Genomic DNA, 20,184 nt, shown 5'->3' with positions numbered 1-20,184 from the left:
AAGAGTCTTCCTACAACTGGCGCAGCATAAACCGGAAAATCCGCTCATTTTTCATTACAGACGACGACTTTAGCATAAATTAAGTTACTACTTTCCGTCAAGTAGTGATTCAATGGTTAATTACACATTTAAAGATTATGGAAGTATTAAATTTACTCTGACAAAAATATTGACAATACATGTTACAACATTGTCTTGCTGGGCCGTATGTTGTTATCTTGCTTCGTCTTGAGTGGTGTGATACAGTTCAGGGTGATCTCGAACTATTCGTATTTTGCCAACTATGCCTCCGCCGATTCAACCTCACCATTCCCGACGGATTGCGTGGCAAAGCGTTGGCACTGTAGCGACGTTACGAGACCATCCTTGGTGATCTGAGGAGCGGCGTTGCCTTGCAACGCCGCTCACGTTGTAGAGAGTGGGTGTAATAAGACAGCACAGTATACCCATACACCTCATAGAGAAAACTGAGGCAAAATACCGAATCATCAAAGATTGAACATTAGTCCAAAAATCTTCACACACGGTTGTGAGCTATTGTCCTCTCTTTGGTCGAATTTGTGATACCGTGTACATAGAATGACTGCTGGCACTAGGTTCAAGCCGGGAAGGGTCAGGCTATGGCACGACCGAAACGACCGCCACATCCGATGATCGCGCGCGCCCGCGCGCATCTGCGCACGATTGCGCCCGATCTGCAATACGCGCCGCTGATCTTGCGCACCCTTGACGGGCCGCCGGGAAGCCCGCGCTACGCGGTTTCGGTGGCGCGATGCCAGAATGTTGGCGAATGCCCTTATGATATGGCCGATCCGTCGGTCTGTACCGTGCCAAGCTGCGATCTGCGCCGTTCGCTCCGCCTCTTGCTCAACGCCGACGGCAGCTTAGCGCAGGTGATCGAAGGCCACCGGCGTTGGAATCCGCGCCCGCTCGATGATATCGGCCCCTAGATAGTCTAGCAACAAGGAGGTTGCAATGTACCGCCACATTCTCGTCCCGCTCGACGGCTCGGCGCTGGCCGAGCAGGTGCTGCCCCACGTCCACGCGCTTGCCGCCAACGAAGGCACCGCGAAGATCACGTTGCTGCGCGCGGTGCCGCCGATCTTTACCACCAGCGTTGATTACAGCGGCATGCTGGCGACCACGGCTGACGCGATCACCACGATGGAGCAAGAGGCGCTAGAATATCTCAATCAGATCGCCAAGCAGTTCCAGAGTGAAGGCTATCAGGTACACACCGAGATTAGCGCGCTGCCGCCGGCGGAAGCGATTATCGAATACGCCGAGAATCACGATGTCGATCTGATTGTGATCGCAACCCATGGCCGCAGCGGCATCAGCCGCTGGGTGTTTGGTAGCGTCACCCAAAAGGTGGTGCAGGTTGCACCCACGCCGGTGCTGGTCATCCGCCCCAAGTAGTAAAGACGCACGGCCGTGCGTCTCTCCCATGATGGGAATCCTATGCCGTGCGTTTCCCCCTATGGAAAAGGATGGCCGTGCGTCTCCACTGTTACGTAGACGCACGGCCGTGCGTCTCTACGTATGATTGGCCTGTGAATTGGCTGTGCAAAGGTTGTGTTGCGTTGTTACCTCTTGACGCAACCATGCCAACCCTGATAATCTGTTCTTAACAAAATTTTTTTCCTTTCCAGCACACGCCCATCGGGCGCGGGCTTGCGTCAAGGAGGACAGCCATGCGAGCGTTCGAACCGGAAAGGATCCACAACATCGGCATATTCGGTCACCTCGGCAGCGGGAAGACAACGCTGGCCGAGGCAATGCTGATGACGGCCCACGCCATCCCGCGGATGGGGCGCGTCGAGGACGGGTCAACCACCAGTGACTACGACCCCGACGAGCAACGACGCGGGATGTCTATTTCGCTCAGCGTTTTGCCGCTTGAGTGGAACGGCGACAAGATCAATTTGATTGACGTGCCCGGCGCCGCCGATTTCGCCGGCGAAGCCGCGGCGGCGATGCGCGTGATCGATGGCGCGGTGATCGTGCTCGACGCCAGCGCCGGTGTCGAGGTCGGCACCGAACTCTTCTGGGAAATGGCGGTGGAGCAGCGCGTTCCCCGCATTCTGTTCGTGAATAAGCTCGATCGCGAGAATGCCAATTTCTACCGCGTGATCGAGCAGGCGCGCGAGGTGCTCGATGCCGCGGTCATTCCGCTGCATCTGCCCATTGGGGCCGGCAAAGACTTCAAGGGCATTATCTCGCTGCGCCAGCAGCGGGCATGGTTGACCAGCCCCAAACACGACGGCGGCTATGTCGAGGCCGATGTGCCGGCTGAACTCGATGCGCTGATGCACGAGTGGCGCACGGCCCTGATTGATAAAATTGCGGCAACAAATGATCATCTGATCGAGCGGTATCTCGAAGGCGGTGAAGATGCGCTGACCCGCGAAGAGCTGTTGTTGGGATTGCGCACCGGCATTGCCGATGGCTCGATCGTGCCGGTCTTCTGCGGCTCGGCAACGGAAGTGGTTGGGATTGCCCAGTTGCTCAACGGGATTATCGACTCGATCCCCTCGGCTGGGCGCAAGACGACGACCGCGCTCGATGCGAATAGCGAGGCTGAGGTTGAGCTGCGCCCCGACCGCAACGAACCGCTGGCGGCATTGGTCTTCAAGACGGTATCTGACACGTACGGCAAGCTCAGCTACTTCCGGGTCTTTTCGGGTGAAGTGCGCGCCGGTATGACGCTGATGAATGCGCGTACCCGCAAAGAGGAGCGAATTGCGCATGTCTACATTGTGCGCGGCAAAGAGCAGATTGAGGTTGAGGCAGTCGGCCCCGGCGACATCGGCTTGCTCACCAAGCTCGGCGAGACGCAGACCAACGACACGCTCTGCTTGCCGTCGCGCCCGCTGAAGCTCAGCCCGATTGAATTCCCGGCGCCGGCCTTTATTGCTACGGTCAAACCGCGCAGCCGCGCCGATCTTGATAAGCTCAGCTCGGCGCTGAACCGGATGATCGAGGAAGATCCGTCGCTGCACGTCTCGCGTGATGCGCGCACCGGCGAGGCCTTGCTCAGCGGTCTCAGCGAAACCCACTTGCAGATTATCGCCGAGCGCATGAAGCGCAAGTTCGATGTGAATATCGATCTTGAGCTGCCGCGCATCCCGTACCGCGAGACGATCCGCACCGTGGCCACGGCCCAGTACCGCCACAAGAAGCAAACCGGCGGCGCCGGCCAGTTTGCCGATGTCTCGCTGCGGGTTGAGCCGCTGCCGCCCGATCCCAACCGCGAAGACCCGCTCGAATTCGTCAACGAAATCGTTGGCGGCGTGATCTCGCGCGGCTTTATGCCGGCGATCGAGAAGGGCATCCGCGAGGCGATGGAAGAGGGGATTATTTCGGGCAATCCGGTGGTTGATGTGCGCGCCGCGGTCTTCGACGGCAAAGAGCACCCGGTCGACTCGAAGGAAATCGCCTTCAAGACCGCCGCGAAAGAGGCGTTCCGTTTGGCCGCGCAGAAGGCCGGCGTGATTATCCTCGAACCGATCTACAGCATGGAGATTATCGTCCCCGACCAGTACGCCGGTGATGTGATGAGCGATATGAGCACACGGCGCGGGCGGGTACAAGGGATGATGCCGCACGGCAACGGCAAGACGGTGATCCATGCCCAAGCGCCGCTGGCCGAAATTCAGCGCTACGCGACCGATCTGCGCGGCATGACGCAGGGCCGTGGCCGCTTCTCGATCAGCTTTGCCGGTTACGAAGAGGTGCCGCCGCATCTGGTCAACCAGATCGTCGAAGCGTACAAGAAGGAGCTGGAAGCGGCGCACAGCCATTAGGTCAACCGCTGGCCGCATCTGGCCGGCTGCAGCCCCTCTCTCCTGTACGCAGGTGAGAGGGGTGGGCAAACATCTGATCGAGCAGGAAACCCGGCCCATCAGGGTCGGGTTCCGTTTACGAAACCCGACCCGCATTCGCCCGGCCCTGCAGGGCCGGACTATGGTTACGAAGCCCGCTGCGCGGACTGATGCCCCCACCCCTTGCCTCTCCCCCGCTGGGGGAGGGGTGATGGGGAGCGGAGCACGGGGCGTTACGGCATCGCACAGCGATCAACCGTTGCACTCGATCAAACGTTCTGTCTGCTCTTCAACGAGCAAGAGAGAGGGATAGGCAAAAATCTGATCGAGCAGGAAACCCGATGCTCATTCGCCCGGCCCTGAAGGGCCGGGCTAGGCTTACGAAGCCCGCTGCACGGGCTGATGCCCCCACTCCCTTGCCCCTCCCCCGCTGGGGGAGGGGTGATGGGGAGCGCAGCACGGGGCGTTACGGCATCGCACAGCGATCAACCGTTGTCATCAATCAAATGTTCTGTCTGCTCTTCAACGAGCAGGAGAGAGGGGCTGACAACCATCTGATCGAGCAGGAAACCCGATGCTCATTCGCCCAGCCCTCAAGGGCCGAGCTACGCTTACGAAGCCCGCTGCGCAGGCTGATGCCCCCACCCCTTGCCCCTCCCCCACTGGGGGAGGGGTGATGGGGAGCGGAGCACGGGGCGTTATGGCATCGCACAGCGATCAACCGTTGTCATCAATCAAATGTTCTGTCCTACCTCAACCCGAGCCATTGGGAGCATGACTGGGGGTGAGGACAAGATACTTACCGCAGAGAGCACCGGACGCGGAGGGGGAATAACTACGAAACAATGAAAAAGACACAAAAATATGATGTTTATGTTTATGTCTTTTGGTGTTCCTTTGTGGCTATACCGCTATCCCCAACTCTGAAGGGCTAGGCGCCACTTGTCGCTTCATACTTGCGGTTGGCAGCTTCCCGCTTGACAAACTGCCCCGCTTCGACTACAATCCTGAATGGCACAACGCCAATGTAGCTCAGTCGGTAGAGCAGCTGTTTCGTAAACAGCCGGTCGCCGGTTCGAGTCCGGCCATTGGCTCCACCCGTTGCGCCCTTGCGTTGCAGAGGCCCACGTTGATGCAAGTCATCGGCGTGGGCCTCAGGCTTTTTATCGCAGATTACCGAATCCGTGGTACCATGAGGTTCTGCATAGCAAAACAGGAGGACAACGCGGTGCGTTGTCTGGTTGGCAAACAACACGTATGGACTGGATACGCATTCGCGGCGCGCGGACACACAATCTGAAACACATCGACCTCGACATCCCTCGCGGCAAGCTCGTCGTGTTGACCGGCGTGTCTGGTTCGGGGAAGAGTTCGCTCGCGTTCGACACCATCTTTGCCGAGGGCCAGCGCCGGTACGTCGAGAGCTTATCGGTCTATGCCCGCCAGTTACTCGGCCAGCTCGAAAAGCCTGATGTTGATCTGATCGAAGGCTTATCGCCGGCGATTGCGATTGACCAGAAGAGCGGCGCGCGCAACCCGCGTTCGACGGTCGGCACTGTGACCGAGATTTACGACTTTTTGCGCCTGCTCTTTGCCCGCATCGGCCAACCCCATTGCCCGCAGTGTTTTGCGCCGCTGCGCCGGTATACCCCACAGCAGATGGTCGATCTGATCGTCGAGTTGCCGGCTGAGCGGCGGGTGCAGTTGCTAGCGCCGCTGAACGGCGAGGCTGAAGCGGCGCTGGCCGAAATCCGCCGGCGCGGGTTTGTCCGCGCCCGCATTGACGGCGTGGTACGCGATCTCGACGAACCGATCCGGCTGGAAAAGTACCGTCCGCACACGATCGAGGCGGTCGTTGACCGGTTGATCATCCGCCGCACCGCCGATGGTACACCGGCGCTCGACCGGGTGCGGGTGGCCGACTCGGTGGAAACGGCGCTCAAGCTGAGCGGCGGGCAGTTGATTGTGCAGATCATCGACGGCGAAGAGTTGTTGCTCAGCGAACGCTACGCCTGCCCGCACCACGGCCTGATTGAGCTGGGCCAGCTCGAACCGCGCGATTTTTCGTTCAATAACCCGCAAGGGGCCTGCCCGACCTGTGATGGCTTAGGCATGGTGCCCGAAGTTGATCCGGCGCTTGTGATCCCTGACCGCAGCCTACCGCTGATCGAGGCAATCGCACCGTGGCGCGAAGGCGATGCCGGCAGCCAACAGTACTACCGCGATGTGCTGGTCTCATTTGCCGCTCACTTCGGTATCAACCCCCAAACCCCGGTACAAGCGCTCGCGCCTGACATCATCAGCGCGTTACTCTACGGCACCGGCGGCGAGCCGATCACATTACGTTACCAGCTCAACGGCAAAACCCGTAGCGTCGAAACCGAATTTGAAGGCGTCATTCCCAACCTGCGCCGCCGCTTGGCCGAACAACGCACCGGCAACGAACCATCAGCACTCGACCAATACACCACGCCACGCACCTGCCCGGCTTGCGCCGGCGCGCGCTTGCGCCCAGAAGCGCGCGCGGTCACGGTTGCCGGCGTCTCGATTGTGGATGTGCATCGGATGAATGTGGCCACGGCGTTGGCATGGGTGAGTGGCTTGCTTGAACGAACAGAACTGAGCGGGCGTGACCAGACGATCGCCCGCCCGATTGTGCATGAGATCAGCCAACGGTTGCGTTTTTTATGTGAAGTCGGCTTACCATATCTCACGCTTGAGCGCACCGCGATCACGCTCAGCGGCGGCGAAATGCAGCGGGTGCGTTTGGCAACGCAGGTCGGCGCCGGTCTTTCCGGCGTGCTCTACGTGCTTGACGAACCGAGCAGCGGCTTGCACCCGCGCGATCACGATCGTCTGCTGGCCACGTTGACCCACCTGCGCGATCTCGGCAACAGCGTGCTGGTGGTTGAACACGATGAAGCGACGATCCGCGCCGCCGACTGGGTGGTCGATATGGGGCCGGGAGCCGGCCCGCATGGCGGCGAAGTACTAGCGAGCGGCACGCTGGCCGAGATCATGGCAGCGCCGCGTTCGCTCACCGGCCAGTACCTAAGCGGGCAACGGCGCATCCCGATCCCGGCCCAACGCCGTCCGGCCAATGGCCCGTGGCTTGAGCTGCGTGGTTGCCGGGCCAACAACCTGAAGAACATTGACGTGCGCATCCCGCTCAGTTGTTTGGTGGCGGTCAGCGGGGTGAGCGGCAGCGGCAAGAGTAGCTTGATCGGCGACACGCTAGCGCCGCGCCTCAGCCACCTGCTCCACGGCACCAAGGCGCGGGCAGGCGACCACGATGCCTTGCTCGGCGTCGAGCACCTCGACCGCGTGATCGTGGTTGATCAAAGCCCGATCGGGCGCACACCGCGCTCGAATCCGGCCACCTACAGCCGGATTTTTGATCCGATCCGCAACCTGTTTGCCGCTACCAACGAAGCCAAAGCCCGCGGCTACGATGCGGCGCGGTTTAGCTTTAACCTCAAAGGCGGGCGCTGCGAACACTGCGCCGGTGAGGGCCTGATACAGGTCGAAATGCAATTTCTGCCCGATCTCTTTGTCACGTGTGACGTCTGCGGCGGAACGCGGTATAATCGAGAGACGTTGGATATTCGTTACCGCGGTCTCAATATTGCCGAGGTGCTCGATCTCACGGTGGCCGAGGCACTCGACTTCTTTGCCCGCGTGCCGGCCATCGCCGAACGGTTACAGGCGCTACACGATGTCGGGCTAGATTATCTGAAACTCGGCCAGCCGGCGCCAACGCTGAGCGGCGGCGAAGCACAGCGGATCAAACTAGCTGCCGAACTCAGCCGGCGCAGCAACGGACGTACCCTTTACATCCTTGATGAGCCGACCACCGGCTTGCATCTGGCCGATATTGAGCGCCTGTTAGCCGTGTTGCAACGGCTCGTCGATGCGGGCAATACCGTGTTGGTGGTCGAGCACCACATTGATCTGATTGCGGCGGCCGATTGGGTGATCGAGCTAGGGCCGGAGGGCGGTGATCGGGGTGGTCACTTGATCGGCGCCGGCCCGCCGGAAGTGATCGCAGCCACGCCGGCATCGCCAACCGGACCCTATCTACGCCAGCGCTTGGGGATGGAACCCGCCAGCAAACTGGCGTCCTAATGCGGTAAACGTGGTAATCCGACTGTAATCTGTACGCCTTGTGTCTACAGGAGCTACAACCTATAGTAACAACAGCACGATAAGACGGTTGGCCCATCCGCGCCGACAACGGCAGAAAGGACTCGCCCGATGGAGCGGATCATTCTACGCGATCCAACGCTTATACCGCCCTTCGCTGAGCCTGCCCGTGAGTTGCGCATTCTCAACAAGCCGCTTTGGCTCCTGCAACGCGATCTAGTCAAGGCATACGGCAAGAGCGCAATTGAAATCGATCACTTAGCTGAAGTGGCCGAACTGCCGGCCACTGATGAGCGGTTGATCTACCGCGATAATCTCTTTTTCAACGCAGCATTGATCGACACCTTCATCAGCGAGGCGCGGAAACGCGGGACACCGGCGCAGATTGCGTTCAAAGCAAGCAATCCGGCGACCGGCCACAAGGGCGATCCGAGCATCGAACGCCACGCCTTGCAGCTCTCGCGCCACATTCGACGGGTAGGCGACTATTACGTCGCTGATCTCTACTATCTCCCCGCTGGTGTGAACGATCTGGCGCAGGCGCAGCCGTTGGTGATAGACACGCTCAGTCACGAGATGGGGTATTACCGCATTCCCAGCTACATGGCGCACAAAGGCGATCTGACCTATCAGATTCCGATTCGGGCGTTCATCTCAATCGAGAGCTGGTTGCACGTCTTGATGGCCAACGTCTTGATGGGGGTCTTTTCGTGGGCGGCTGACCTTGATACACGTATGAGCAAGGCGCGCCTGCGCAACATCCTGAAATGGACGGCGGAAGACTGGCGTCTGTTTCCGGGCAAGATCGCTTTTAGCCTCAAAGCGTTTTGGGAAAAGATCAACCCACTGGAAGAACAGTGGCGCAATCACTTTCTTGCCTCACGGGCGCTGGTCAAAGTCGGCAAACGCTGTTCGATCGATCCGACGGCCATCATTCACGGGCCGACCGTGATCGGCGACGATGTCTATATTGGCCCCGGCGTCGTGATTGCCAACAGCTATATTGGCAACAACGTCAACATCATGCAAGGGTCGCAGATCATGCTCAGCGTGGTCAGCGATCGCTGCTTCTTGCCCTTTAATGCCGGCCTGTTTATGACCGTGCTGATGGAAAACAGCATGGTAGCACAAAACAGCACGCTGCAACTGTGCGTCGTCGGGCGCAACACCTTTATCGGCGCCAACAACGTCTTTACTGACTTTAATTTGCAAGGCGAACCGATCAAGATCATCCATGAAGGCGTGCCGGTCGAAGTCAATATGCCAGTGCTCGGTTCGGCAGTGGGGCATAATGTCAAGCTCGGCAGCGGATTTGTGGTGTATCCCGGTCGCATGATAGAATCAAATGCTGTTATAATCTTTGACAACGAACAAAATCTCATTCGGAAGACGGTCGCCGGCCACGATCTGAACGATATTGATGAAGCAACCGGCGAACCGCGCCGGATCATCTACCACTGGCCGAACGTCTACTATGATCCGGCTCGACCAGAGGCCAGCACGGCCACTGAAGACGAGCCGCCGGTACACATGACAACGCTTCGTTCTAGCCAATCTGCCGGGAATGGACGCCTGCCCGAGCACATCAGTGCGAGCCAGCGGTCGTAGCCGCCGCATCGCGAGGAGAAGGCATTGTGAGCAAGGAACGCATCCTCGTCGTTGAAGATCAGCCAGACATTTCGAGCCTGCTGAAGATCTACTTCACCGCACAGGGGTACGAGGTCTACACTGCGCTGCGCGGCCAGCAGGCGCTCGAGATTTGCAGCAAAACGCCGCCGAATCTGGCCTTGCTTGACGTCAATCTCCCTGATATGGAGGGGTACGATGTTGGGCGGGCGTTGCGCGCCAGCCCGCGCACGCGACACATCCCAATCATTTTCTTGACGGCGCGCGGCGAACGGCGCGACCGGCTGATCGGGTTGGGTGAAGTGCAAGCGCAATACTACATCGTCAAGCCCTTCGATATCGAAGAGGTGCATACGATCGTCAAGAACCAGCTCGAAGACGCGCGCCGGCGCAATCAACTCCATCCGGTCACGAACTTGCCCACTGCGGAACTGCTCAATGACCAGCTCCGCCAATTGCTGACGGCGCCGCGGTGGGGGTTAATCAATGTGCATATCAACGGCTTCGAGACCTTTACCCAAGTCTACGGCGCAGTGGTTGGCGAAGACGTGCTGCGCTTTGTGGCATTGATGCTCAACGAAGTGGTGAGTGAAGTGGGCGGCAATGAGGAATTTATCGGCCAACAGTCGGTTGGGCAGTCCTTCCTCATTACGACCATTCCCGAACGGATCCAGACGATTTGTGATCGCATCATCGCCCGCTTCGACGATGAGATCGGCCTGCACTATAACTACCGGCACCGCAAACAAGGCTACATCGAGTTTGTTGATGACACTGGTGAAACGCGGCAAGCACCGTTGATGTCGCTCTCGATCGGTGTGCTAACCCACGATGACGGCCCCTTTGCCGACATCCGCGAGCTGAGTGAAGCGGCAGAAGAGGTGCGGCAGCGAGCATTGGTGCAAGCGCGCGAACAAGGCAAGCGCAGCTTCGTGGCTTATGGTCGCTCCTGACCAAACCGGTTATGAATGGTCGAACTGCATGTTGTTGATACATTCCGTACTTGCCTGTGCAGCCCAGACACGTCAGCAGGAGCGATAGCGACACTATGGATACGACGATCACCGGAGCACCCCCGCAGGGTTGGGAATTACTCGCCCAACTGGCTCTGCATAGCCAACAGCCGCTTGGCCAAACTGAGCCAGCCGAGCTATGCGCGCTGATCGGCGAGTTGCTCGAACGCCACCTTGGCGTTGGTGGTCGCTTAACCCTGCTGGCTAACGAACGCGAATTGGCAAGCGTGGTCTGGGGTCAGGCGCCGCTGAATGGGACGGCGCTGGAATTACGGGATGCCACGGCTCTGTATGGCCGCTTGACGCTCGCGGCCACGTTTGAGGCGGCCTTTACCACTGCGCTCACCACCCAAATCACGACCCTCCTCAGCGTATGGCAGCGCGCGCGTATCCATGAGCGGGGAGAGCAATTGCGCGCCCTCGGCTATACCGCGTTTGAAAACATCGGCACGGGTGATCTGACTGTGGCGCTAGCGCAGTTGTGCCGGCAGGCGACGACGTTGTTGCCAGCAAAAGCGCTGGCGTTGTACTGGATTAATTTTAGCAATCAAACGCTGACGCGGGCGGTCAGCAGCGCCGGTGACACCCTCTTTCCCGAACACGTTGCGATTAACGACAACGAAACGCTTGAGCAAACGATCGCCTTGCAAACCCTGCAACGCGGCGTATGGCGCACGCGTACCCAACGCCGGGATATGCCAGCCGAATGGGATCTGTTAGTTGAACCGCTTTCGGTAGGCGTTGAGCTGGTAGGGTTGCTCTTGCTGCTGAATCCCGGCCCCGAAGCCGGGCAAACCATTCACTTCCTTTCCCGCCCGCTTGCCTTACTGCTCCATGCCACGAAGCTCCAGCAACACGAAAGCCGCCATGCGCGCGAGCTCTTCGTGCTGTACGAGAACAGCCTAGAAATCGGGTCGGGAGTGGTGATCGAAGAGACGATCGCCCACGCGACCGAGAATATGGCGCTAGCGCTTGAGGCCGATTTTGGGGCGGTCTATCTCATTGATCCGAACCAGCCGCGCCACCTGCAAACTATTGCTGTCTACAGCGAGCATGCCAGCGGAGTGAGCGGGTTTGAGCGGATCAAGCTGGCGCCGGCCTTGCAAGCGATAAGCGAGCGTAACGAGCCGGTGTTAATTGCGGAAACGAATGTTGAGGCCAAGAGCAACCCGATCGCGGCGCACGCAGCAACCTTTGGCTGCCGCAGTATGTGGCTGACACCGCTGCGGAGCAAGGATCAGTTCGTTGGCCTGTTGGCGATGGGATATGCGACCCCGGCCCACATGCTTGACCAGATTGAACGGAATCTGCTGCAAGTGCTGAGTGCGCAGATCGCGACGACCGTCCAGCACCGCCGGCTCTACGATGCTGCCCAACAGCGCGCTGGCGAACTGGAACGGCTGCAACAGATTAGTGAACTCTTGGCGGCGGATCTCTCGCTGGATGAAACGCTGGAGTCAACCTTAGCCGGCGCAGCGAAATTGGCGCGGTTTAGCGGCGGGCGGATTACGCTCTTTGACGAACGCAACCAGCGCCTGCGCGTCGCTTGCCAGCAGGGTCTGCGTTGCCGGGTGGGTGATGAGGGTGACACACTCAGCTCGTGGGTGGCCCGCCACCAGCGACCGCTGCGGATCGATGATCTCAGCCTGCCGCCAGCGTGGCTGGGTGCTCTCGACGATGTGAGCGGGTTGATGCTGAACACCAACCTGCCGGCGCGCAGCTATCTGGGGATCCCGTTACGCAGCGGCAATACCCTGCTCGGCGCGTTAGAGCTTGTCTCGGCCCAACCCAGTGGATTCAACGCTGAAGATGAACGGTTGTTGAGCATCTTGGCCGGCCAATCGGCGCGCGCCATCGCCAATGCCAGCCGGTTTGCCCAAGTGGATAGCAGCCTGCGATTGCGCATCGAACAACTGCGCGCGCTGCAACGGATCGGCAGCCAACTGGCGATTACGCTCAACCAAAACGAAATCCTTGCCTTTGTGCTCGAACAGGCGCTCCGCGCGACCGGCGCTAGTCACGGCCTGATCGCGTTGCGGATTAACCCGGCCAATGCCCAAAATAGCAACTCGTCGCTAGCCGAACTGCTGCACCAATCGTTGATTGATGAGGTTGAAGCGGAAGCGAGCGTATTCCTCATTGTCGAAGTGATTGGCTACACGCCGCCGCTGCGCAGCCGGCTCATTAGCAGTGCGCTTGGCCAAGCGGTGCTTACTGCGCAAGAAGCGCTGACCAAGCGCGAGGCCGCCTTAAGCGACTATCTCAGCGAAGGCGAGCGCGAGGCGTTACTGTGCCCGAATGCGAATTCGGCGCTAGCGGCACCCATCTTCTATCAGGGAAACGTATACGGTCTCGTCTTGCTGCTGGCAGAACAGTCGCGCCATTTCGATTACGAAGCGGTCGAATTCCTGCGTGCTCTGACGCATCAGGCTGCTATCGGCATCGGCAATGCCCAACACTACCTCGAGCTGGAGCACATGGCGAAGATGCTCCAGCACCGGGCCGATATTCTCAATGACGTATTGGAAATTGGGCAGGCGCTGCGCGCCGACCAGTCGTTGGCGAGCCTGCTCGAACAGATTGGCTATAGCATTATCGAAGCGGTCGGGCTGCGCACCGTGCTCTTCTGCCTCACCCGGCCAGATCAGACTGATTATCTCTATCTCGAGGCGGCAGCCGGCATCCCGCTCAGCGAACAAGCAAATCTGGCCCAACACCCATTGCCGCTCACACTGGCTACCCGCTACCTTGATCCACGCTTCCGGTTAGGACGGACGTACTTTATTCCGGCAGACGAAGCACGAGCACTGGAAGCGGGATTCGATATCAGCATCTTTGATTATCATCCATTTGTGGATGAGCGCAGCGGCAATGAATGGCAACTCGAAGACCGGCTCTGCGTGCCGCTCTACTCAACCGATGGCATGTTATTGGGGATGATCTTCGCTAGCGACACCGAAGATCGCCAGCGCCCAACGGCCCGCATGGTTGAGCCACTCGAGATTTTCGCCGATCAGGCCGCGATTGCGATTGAAAACCACCTCTTGCTCCGCGAAGCGCGCGACCGGGCCGAAGAGATGGCGGCACTGTTCCACGTCGGCGCAGCAGCCACCTCTACCACCGACCTTGATACGCTGCTCGAACGGGTGTATCAAGAGATTGTCGCGTTCCTTGGCACGCCGGACTTCTTCTATATTGCCAGCTACAATTCTGAGCAAGCGACGGTACGGTTTGAACTGTTCAAGCAGCACGGCACGACGTTGGCTGAATATCACAAACGTACGGCGCCGAAAGCAGGCTTAACCGCCAAGATTATTGACGAGGGCAAACCATTACGGATCGACGATCTGCTGCATAGCAGCTTGCACGAACAAGCCCAGATCTTGGTGAGTGAAGGCCGGCAAGTGCGTTCGTGGATCGGCGTGCCGCTGATCAGCAAAGGCGCCGTGATCGGCGTGCTGTCGGTGCAGAGTGAAACCGCCGGCGCCTTTACTGATCGCACGCTCCGCTTCTTGGCAGGCTTAGCCAACCAACTCGCGATTGCGCTGGAAAATGCACGCTTGTTCGCCGAACGCGAGCAGCGCATTACTGAGCTGAACAGCATTAACCGCATCGGGCAGACTATCGCCTCGACGCTTGATCAGCGGCAGATGCTGCGCGATGTGTACCATCATCTATGCAGCTTCCTCAGCCTCGATTCCTTCGTCGCTTACCTGTATGACCCGGAAAGCGATGAAATGACCTTCTGCTATGAGGTAGATGAAGGGATCGAATTAGTTACCGAACAGCGCGAACCGCCAAGGCCGGGCAGCTTAACGGCGCATATCATTCGCACGCGCCAGCCGCTCGCGTTCACCGATCTTGGCGCGGAATCTCAGCAAGCCGGGTTTGATTTTCAACCTGTAGCGTTTGGCTCTGACCGCGCCTCAGCAGCGTGGCTCGGAGTGCCGCTACTTGTCGGCGAACAAACCGTGGTCGGCGTGCTGGCCGTGATGAGCTACACTCCCGGCATCTACCGCGAGCGCGAGCGCGCGTTTTTGACCACCGTCGCCAACCAACTAGCGCTGGGAGTACAGAATGCCCGGTTGTTGGAACGAGCGCGGGCGCAGGTCGAGCAACTAGCGCTCATCAACCGGGTCGCGGCTACCACCAACGCTCTGACTGATTTGCAGGCGATCTACCAAGAGATCGTCAATGCGATGGCAGCCGCGACTGGGGTCGATCAAGCGCGGATGGTGATCTACGACCGTGAAAGCGGGTATGCGCCGGCCGTCGCCGAATATGTCGAGAGCGGCGTTCTCGATCAGATCCGGATCCAACTGTTTGACAACCCCTCGGTTGACTGGCTCGACCGCGAGAAGCGCCCGCTTGTTTCGGAAGACGCTCAGAACGACCCGCTCTTTGCGCCAACTCACCAAACCTTCCGCGAGCTCGATATTCGGTCGATTGGTATTATTCCGATCATTCTCAACGACGAAGTGATTGGCGCAGTCGGGCTCGACTTTGTCGGACGGCATGGTACCTTCTCGCCACAAGTGCTTGAGCTGTGCCAAACGATTGCCAATCAGACCAGTACGGTGATCGCGCGCGCGCGCGCCACCGTCGAAGCGCAGCAGAGCGCTGAAGCAACTCGCCAGAAGGTCAGCGAGCTGTCAACATTGCTCGACGCGGCGCGCATTCTCTCATCGCTGCTGCGCCCGCAAGAGGTGCTCAATAAGTTGATGGAGCTGGTCACCCGGCAATTGAACGTCACTACGGTAGCACTTTGGACAATCAGCGAGGGGAATATCCTTGTTCCTGCGGCAGTTGACGGTATTCCATCCGAGCAGGGGCGCTCGATGCGGGTACCGATTGGGCAGGGTTTTACCGGAAAGGTGGCCGAAACCGGCCAGCCGTTGATTATTGAAGATGTCAACGAGCAGGGAGGATCACTCTACCCCAATTACCAGCAGCGCAACAACCTGATCTCATTTATGGGTGTGCCGGTGATCTACCGCGAGCAGATCATCGGCGTGCTCAGTGTGATGACCAATTACCGGCGCCAGTTTACCAACGATGAAATGCTGCTGCTGGCCGGTCTGGCCGATCAGGCGGCTACGGCGCTCGAAAATGCCCGCCTGTTTGAAGAACGCGAGCAGCGCATCTCTGAGCTGACAATCATTAACCGGATTAGCGCAGCGGTTAATGCCTCGCTTGACATCTACGAATTGATCGAACGGCTACATCAGGGGATCAGCGAGATCATTGACACCAGCACCTCGCTGATTGCCCTATACGATGAAGCGAGCAATACGCTCAGCTATCCTATCGCCTACGACCGGGGCGAGCGTGTCTGGCTTGAACCGCGACCGCTTGGCGGCGGCACAAACTGTTGGGCCATTCGCAACCGGCGTCCGCTGTTATTAAGCACGGCTGCGGCAGCGCGGGCAATGGGCTTGCTGATTGACCAAGGACGAATTGGTGACGATACAGCGATCGAAGAGTCGTATTTGGTCGTACCCATTATCTATGGTGACCAAGTGTTAGGCGTGGTCAATATTCAGAGCTACGCCCAACACGCCTTCGATGAGAACGATCTGCGCTTTGTCACCACCGTCACCAATCAAGCAGCGGTAGCCCTCAACAATGCCCGTCTGTTTAGCGAAACGCGCCAAAACGCAAGCGAAATGAGCACCCTGTTCGAGGTGTCACAGAATCTGTCCGGCACCCTTGATCCAGACACCATCCAGATGCTCATCGCCGATGCAGCCGTGCGTCTGCTGCGCGCTGAACTTGGCGCAGTGATCCGGATCGACCGGCGGGGGAATGTCGAACGGCAGGTCTTGATCGATGGATATGAGTTTCGGGAAGATCTCCACGTTGATTTCCGCCGTGGTGGTCTGACGACGGCACTGTTACAGCGCGACCAGCCGATCGCGATTAGCGATCTGGCCGAAATTGAAAATGGCGACCATCACGCGATAAAACTCGGCGTGCGCAGCGCAATTGGCATTGCAGTCGGCCCTAGCGAAGAGCGGCTGGCAGCGATCTGGGTGGGTATGCGCACCCCGCACGAATGGACTCACCACCAGATCTCGCTGCTCTCAATTTTGGCCAATCAAGCCGCGCAGGCGCTCAAGAGCGCGCAGCTCTTCGCGATTGAGCAGAAACGGCGCCGCCAAGCCGATATGCTGCGCGAAGTGGCGCAGTCGTTTACGTCTACCTTAGCGTTGCGCGAAATTCAGACGCTGGTGCTCAGCCAATTGCAGCGGATTGTGCGGTACGATAGCGCAGCTATGCTGCTGCGTGATGAGGGCTATGGCGATCTCCGCGTGGTCGAGGCGTATGGCTTTGGGCCAACGATACCCTTAAATGACAGTATTGCCCTCGAAGCAAGCAGCCTCTTCCAGACCATGGCGATCGAACACCAGCCAATACTGATCGCCGACACGCAAAGCGACCCGCGCTTTAGCGATCTGCGCCGGCTCGGGTGGAGCGACGGTTCGTGGATCGGTGCGCCGCTGCTGGTGGACAATGAGCTGGTTGGCGTCCTGACCATTAGTATCAATGAACCAGACGCATACGATGAAGAGGCACTGGCGGTCACGTTTACCATTGCCAGCCAAGCGAGCCAAGCGATCCAGAATGCGCGCCTGTTCGATCAGATTAGCAATCTGGCTGCCGATCTGGATGCGCGGGTGCGCGAGCGCACGGCTGAACTTGAGGAAGCCACTCGCTTGCTGTCAGAGGAGAAAGAGCGGCTTGAAGCCGTGAACCGGATCACGCTCGAGCTGACCACCCAGCTTGATCTCAACCTCATCATTCAACGCGCGCTTGAACTGATCTCGGAAAATCTTGAGATTGAACGCGGCTCGCTGATGCTGCGCGATCCGGTGACTGATGAGCTGGTATGTCGCGCCGTTCTCCGAGGTCGTGGCAATGTCGAGGGGGCGAATATCCCAGTACGCTTCTCGGATGGGACTGAAGGTTTGGCCGGCTGGATTATGCGCTATCTCGAACCGGTCAATATCCCTGATGTCGATCACGATCCACGCTGGCTGAAAGAACCCGGTCGCGCCGATGATGTGCGCTCGGTCGCCGGCGTGCCATTGCAAACCAGCGATACCGCGATCGGTGTGCTGATTCTGTCAAGCCCGCAACGAAACTACTTCAGCGACTCGCAAATGAATCTGCTGGGCACGATCGCGAGCGTCGTCGCCTCGGCGGTCAATAATGCGCAGCTTTACGGCTTTATTAACGATCTGGCGCTCCGCAACGCAGTACTACTCGAAGAGCAGCGCGAAGAGTCGTCAAGGAGCGCGGCGGTGTTCCGCTCGATGACTGAAGGCGTGATCGTGCTCGATCCGCAGCAGAAAATTACGCTCTTCAATCCGGCGGCTGAACAGGTGCTGGAGATTGCTGCTGACCAAGTGCGCGGCCAACCACTGTCCCGTCTGGCTGAGATCGGTGAAGATGAAGCAAGCCGGCGGCGTGGCCAAGCAATCTACAACGGCATTCTGCATGGCTTGCGTCGGATGCGAGAGACGCAAAGCATCTTTAGCACATCGGTTGACTTAACCGATCCCACGCAGGTGATTGCGATCAATATCGCGCCGGTGCGTAGCCCTGATGGCCAGCATTATGGCGAAGTGGCGGTGTTGCGCGATATTACGCGCGAGATCGAGGCGGATAAAGAGAAGCGCCAGTTTATTTCAGACGTCAGCCATGAGCTGCGCACGCCGCTCACCGCGATCAAGGGTTATGTCGATGTGCTGTTGCTGACGGCCAGCCTGAACCTGACTCCCGATCAGCTCAACTACCTGAATATCATCAAGAATAACACTAACCGGTTACGCGCCCTGATCGAAGATATTCTGGAGTTCTCGCGGCCTGACTCGAAGAAGAAGTTGACCTTTACGCAGGTTGACATCCCAACGGTCATTGATGAAGTGGTGCAGTCGCTGCGGCTCGAGTATGAGCGCAAGGGAATGACCGTGCGGATCGATGCTTCGCCAGCGTTGCCATACGTGATCGCCGATCAGAAGCGGGTCGGCCAGATCATCTTCAACCTCTTCTCAAACGCGGTGAAATATACCTACGAAGGCGGCTCGATTACGGTTCGCGCCTTCGTGAATCGGGCCAATATGATGCAAATTGAGGTGGAAGACACCGGCGTCGGGATGTCGCCTGAGCAACTCAAGAAACTCTTCCGGCCCTTTTACCGCGCCGATAACCCGCTACGCGATGTCGCCGGCGGCACCGGGTTAGGGTTGAGCATCGCGAAGCAATTGGTGGAGATGCACGGCGGCGAGATCTGGGTGACAAGCGAGCTAGGCAAGGGCAGCACCTTCTCGTTCGCGATCCCGCTGCAACAGGCGGCCAACAACACGGATAACGAGGAGGTGGAACTATGAGCGTCATCCACCTCGATAACCGCCTCGCCCATTATGAGGTCTTTGGCCGTGGCCAGCCGATCATCTTCTTGCATAGCTGGATGGGATCGTGGCGCTATTGGGTGCCGATTATGGATATCGCCTCCGAGCGGAATCGCGCCTATGCCTTCGACTTCTGGGGTTTTGGCGAGAGCGACCGCCGCGGCGATCAGTTTACCGTCACGACGTATGTCGAGATGCTGATTCAGTTTATGGATCGCCTCGGCATTGCCCGTGCTACACTAGTCGGTCATGGCATGGGAGGAATGGTGGCGATTATTGCCGCTCATCAGCACCCTGACCGGTTTAACCGGTTGCTGACTGTGGCGACACCGCTGCACGGTCAGGTGCTGGCACAGCACATCAAGCCGGGCACGCTGTCGCGCTTGCTGGGGATGAACACAACGCAAAACGGCTGGGCGCGAATGGTGCGTTCGTTACAGGTGGCCGATGCCGAAATTCAGCAGGAGATTGAAGAGGATACGGCCAGCTTGAGCGAAAAGGTGCTGAATCAAGTCCACGAATCGCTTTTAGAGACTGATCTGCGCCCGCGGATTATTTCGTTGCAAACGCCGTTGCTGGCGGTGTACGGCGGCAAAGACCCAATCGTTAATCCGGCCCACGCCGCCTTTCTCAACGAACTGGCTGAGCGCCCGATCCAGTTGTTGGTGCTGCCGAAAGCCAGCCACTTCCCCTTCCTCGAACAGGCGAATACCTTTGGCCGGCTGTTGCTCGATTTCTTGGTCTCACAGGGAACGGCGATTGAGATTAAGGAAGAGTGGCGGCGGCGGGTCAATCAGCGCGAATATCTGTAACGCAACAACGGCGAGGGGTGATGAGAGGAAGCGGGGCATTGCCGCGTATGGCAATCACCGAGCGATCAGTGCAGTAAAGCGAAGCGATCCCCTGTTCCCCATTTGTCATTGCGAGCCGTGCGCAGCGAGGCGAAGCGATCCCTTGTTCCCCATTTGTCATTGCGAGCCGCCGAAGGCGGCGAAGCAATCTCCCGCGCGCACGGCAGTAATGCCTGAGCGAATGCGTTCCGCTCAAGCGGGAGATTGCTTCGGTCGGGCAGCGCCCAGCGGGGCTGGTCGCCGCCGCTCCCTCGCAATGACAAGCGGGCGATAGTTGACCCTCACCCCCAACCCCGCTCCCGCAATGCGGGAG

The 20,184-nt window shown here is 58.8% G+C and carries 8 protein-coding genes and 1 tRNA gene; all 9 read left to right on the top strand.

Features of this window, described 5'->3' with window-relative positions:
- Window positions 1–620 precede the first annotated feature (620 nt).
- Window positions 621–950: a hypothetical protein gene (locus A6A03_RS10235; RefSeq protein ID WP_066787451.1), complete on the top strand. Its 330-nt coding sequence runs from the start codon at window positions 621–623 to the stop codon at window positions 948–950.
- Window positions 951–975: 25 nt separating this feature from the next.
- Complete coding sequence (locus tag A6A03_RS10230) at window positions 976–1,419, top strand: universal stress protein (RefSeq protein WP_066787449.1); 444 nt, start codon at window positions 976–978, stop codon at window positions 1,417–1,419.
- 275 nt (window positions 1,420–1,694) lie between these two features.
- Window positions 1,695–3,806 carry an elongation factor G gene (gene fusA / locus A6A03_RS10225; RefSeq protein ID WP_066787447.1) on the top strand — a complete coding sequence of 704 codons (2,112 nt, stop codon included), beginning with the start codon at window positions 1,695–1,697 and terminating at the stop codon, window positions 3,804–3,806.
- Between the two features lie 1,039 nt (window positions 3,807–4,845).
- Window positions 4,846–4,921: transfer RNA gene (locus A6A03_RS10215), tRNA-Thr, on the top strand.
- A 160-nt stretch (window positions 4,922–5,081) separates the two neighbouring features.
- Entirely contained in the window at window positions 5,082–7,949 is a 2,868-nt protein-coding gene (gene uvrA, locus A6A03_RS10210) for an excinuclease ABC subunit UvrA (RefSeq protein ID WP_066787442.1), read from the top strand.
- 129 nt (window positions 7,950–8,078) lie between these two features.
- Window positions 8,079–9,575 carry a multidrug transporter gene (locus A6A03_RS10205; RefSeq protein WP_066787439.1) on the top strand — a complete coding sequence of 499 codons (1,497 nt, stop codon included), beginning with the start codon at window positions 8,079–8,081 and terminating at the stop codon, window positions 9,573–9,575.
- 26 nt (window positions 9,576–9,601) lie between these two features.
- On the top strand, window positions 9,602–10,546 hold the full coding sequence (locus A6A03_RS10200) for a response regulator (RefSeq protein ID WP_066787436.1): 945 nt from the start codon (window positions 9,602–9,604) through the stop codon (window positions 10,544–10,546).
- A 95-nt stretch (window positions 10,547–10,641) separates the two neighbouring features.
- On the top strand, window positions 10,642–18,999 hold the full coding sequence (locus tag A6A03_RS10195) for a GAF domain-containing protein (RefSeq protein WP_066787433.1): 8,358 nt from the start codon (window positions 10,642–10,644) through the stop codon (window positions 18,997–18,999).
- Window positions 18,996–19,832: an alpha/beta fold hydrolase gene (locus tag A6A03_RS10190; protein ID WP_066787431.1), complete on the top strand. Its 837-nt coding sequence runs from the start codon at window positions 18,996–18,998 to the stop codon at window positions 19,830–19,832. Before A6A03_RS10195 ends, A6A03_RS10190 begins: the two co-directional genes overlap by 4 nt.
- Window positions 19,833–20,184: the final 352 nt, after the last annotated feature.

It is taken from the genome of Chloroflexus islandicus (genome assembly GCF_001650695.1).
In the GTDB taxonomy this organism is placed as follows: domain Bacteria; phylum Chloroflexota; class Chloroflexia; order Chloroflexales; family Chloroflexaceae; genus Chloroflexus; species Chloroflexus islandicus.
The sequence above is the reverse complement of the archived record's forward strand: the minus strand, read 5'-3'. Positions and strand labels throughout refer to the sequence as shown.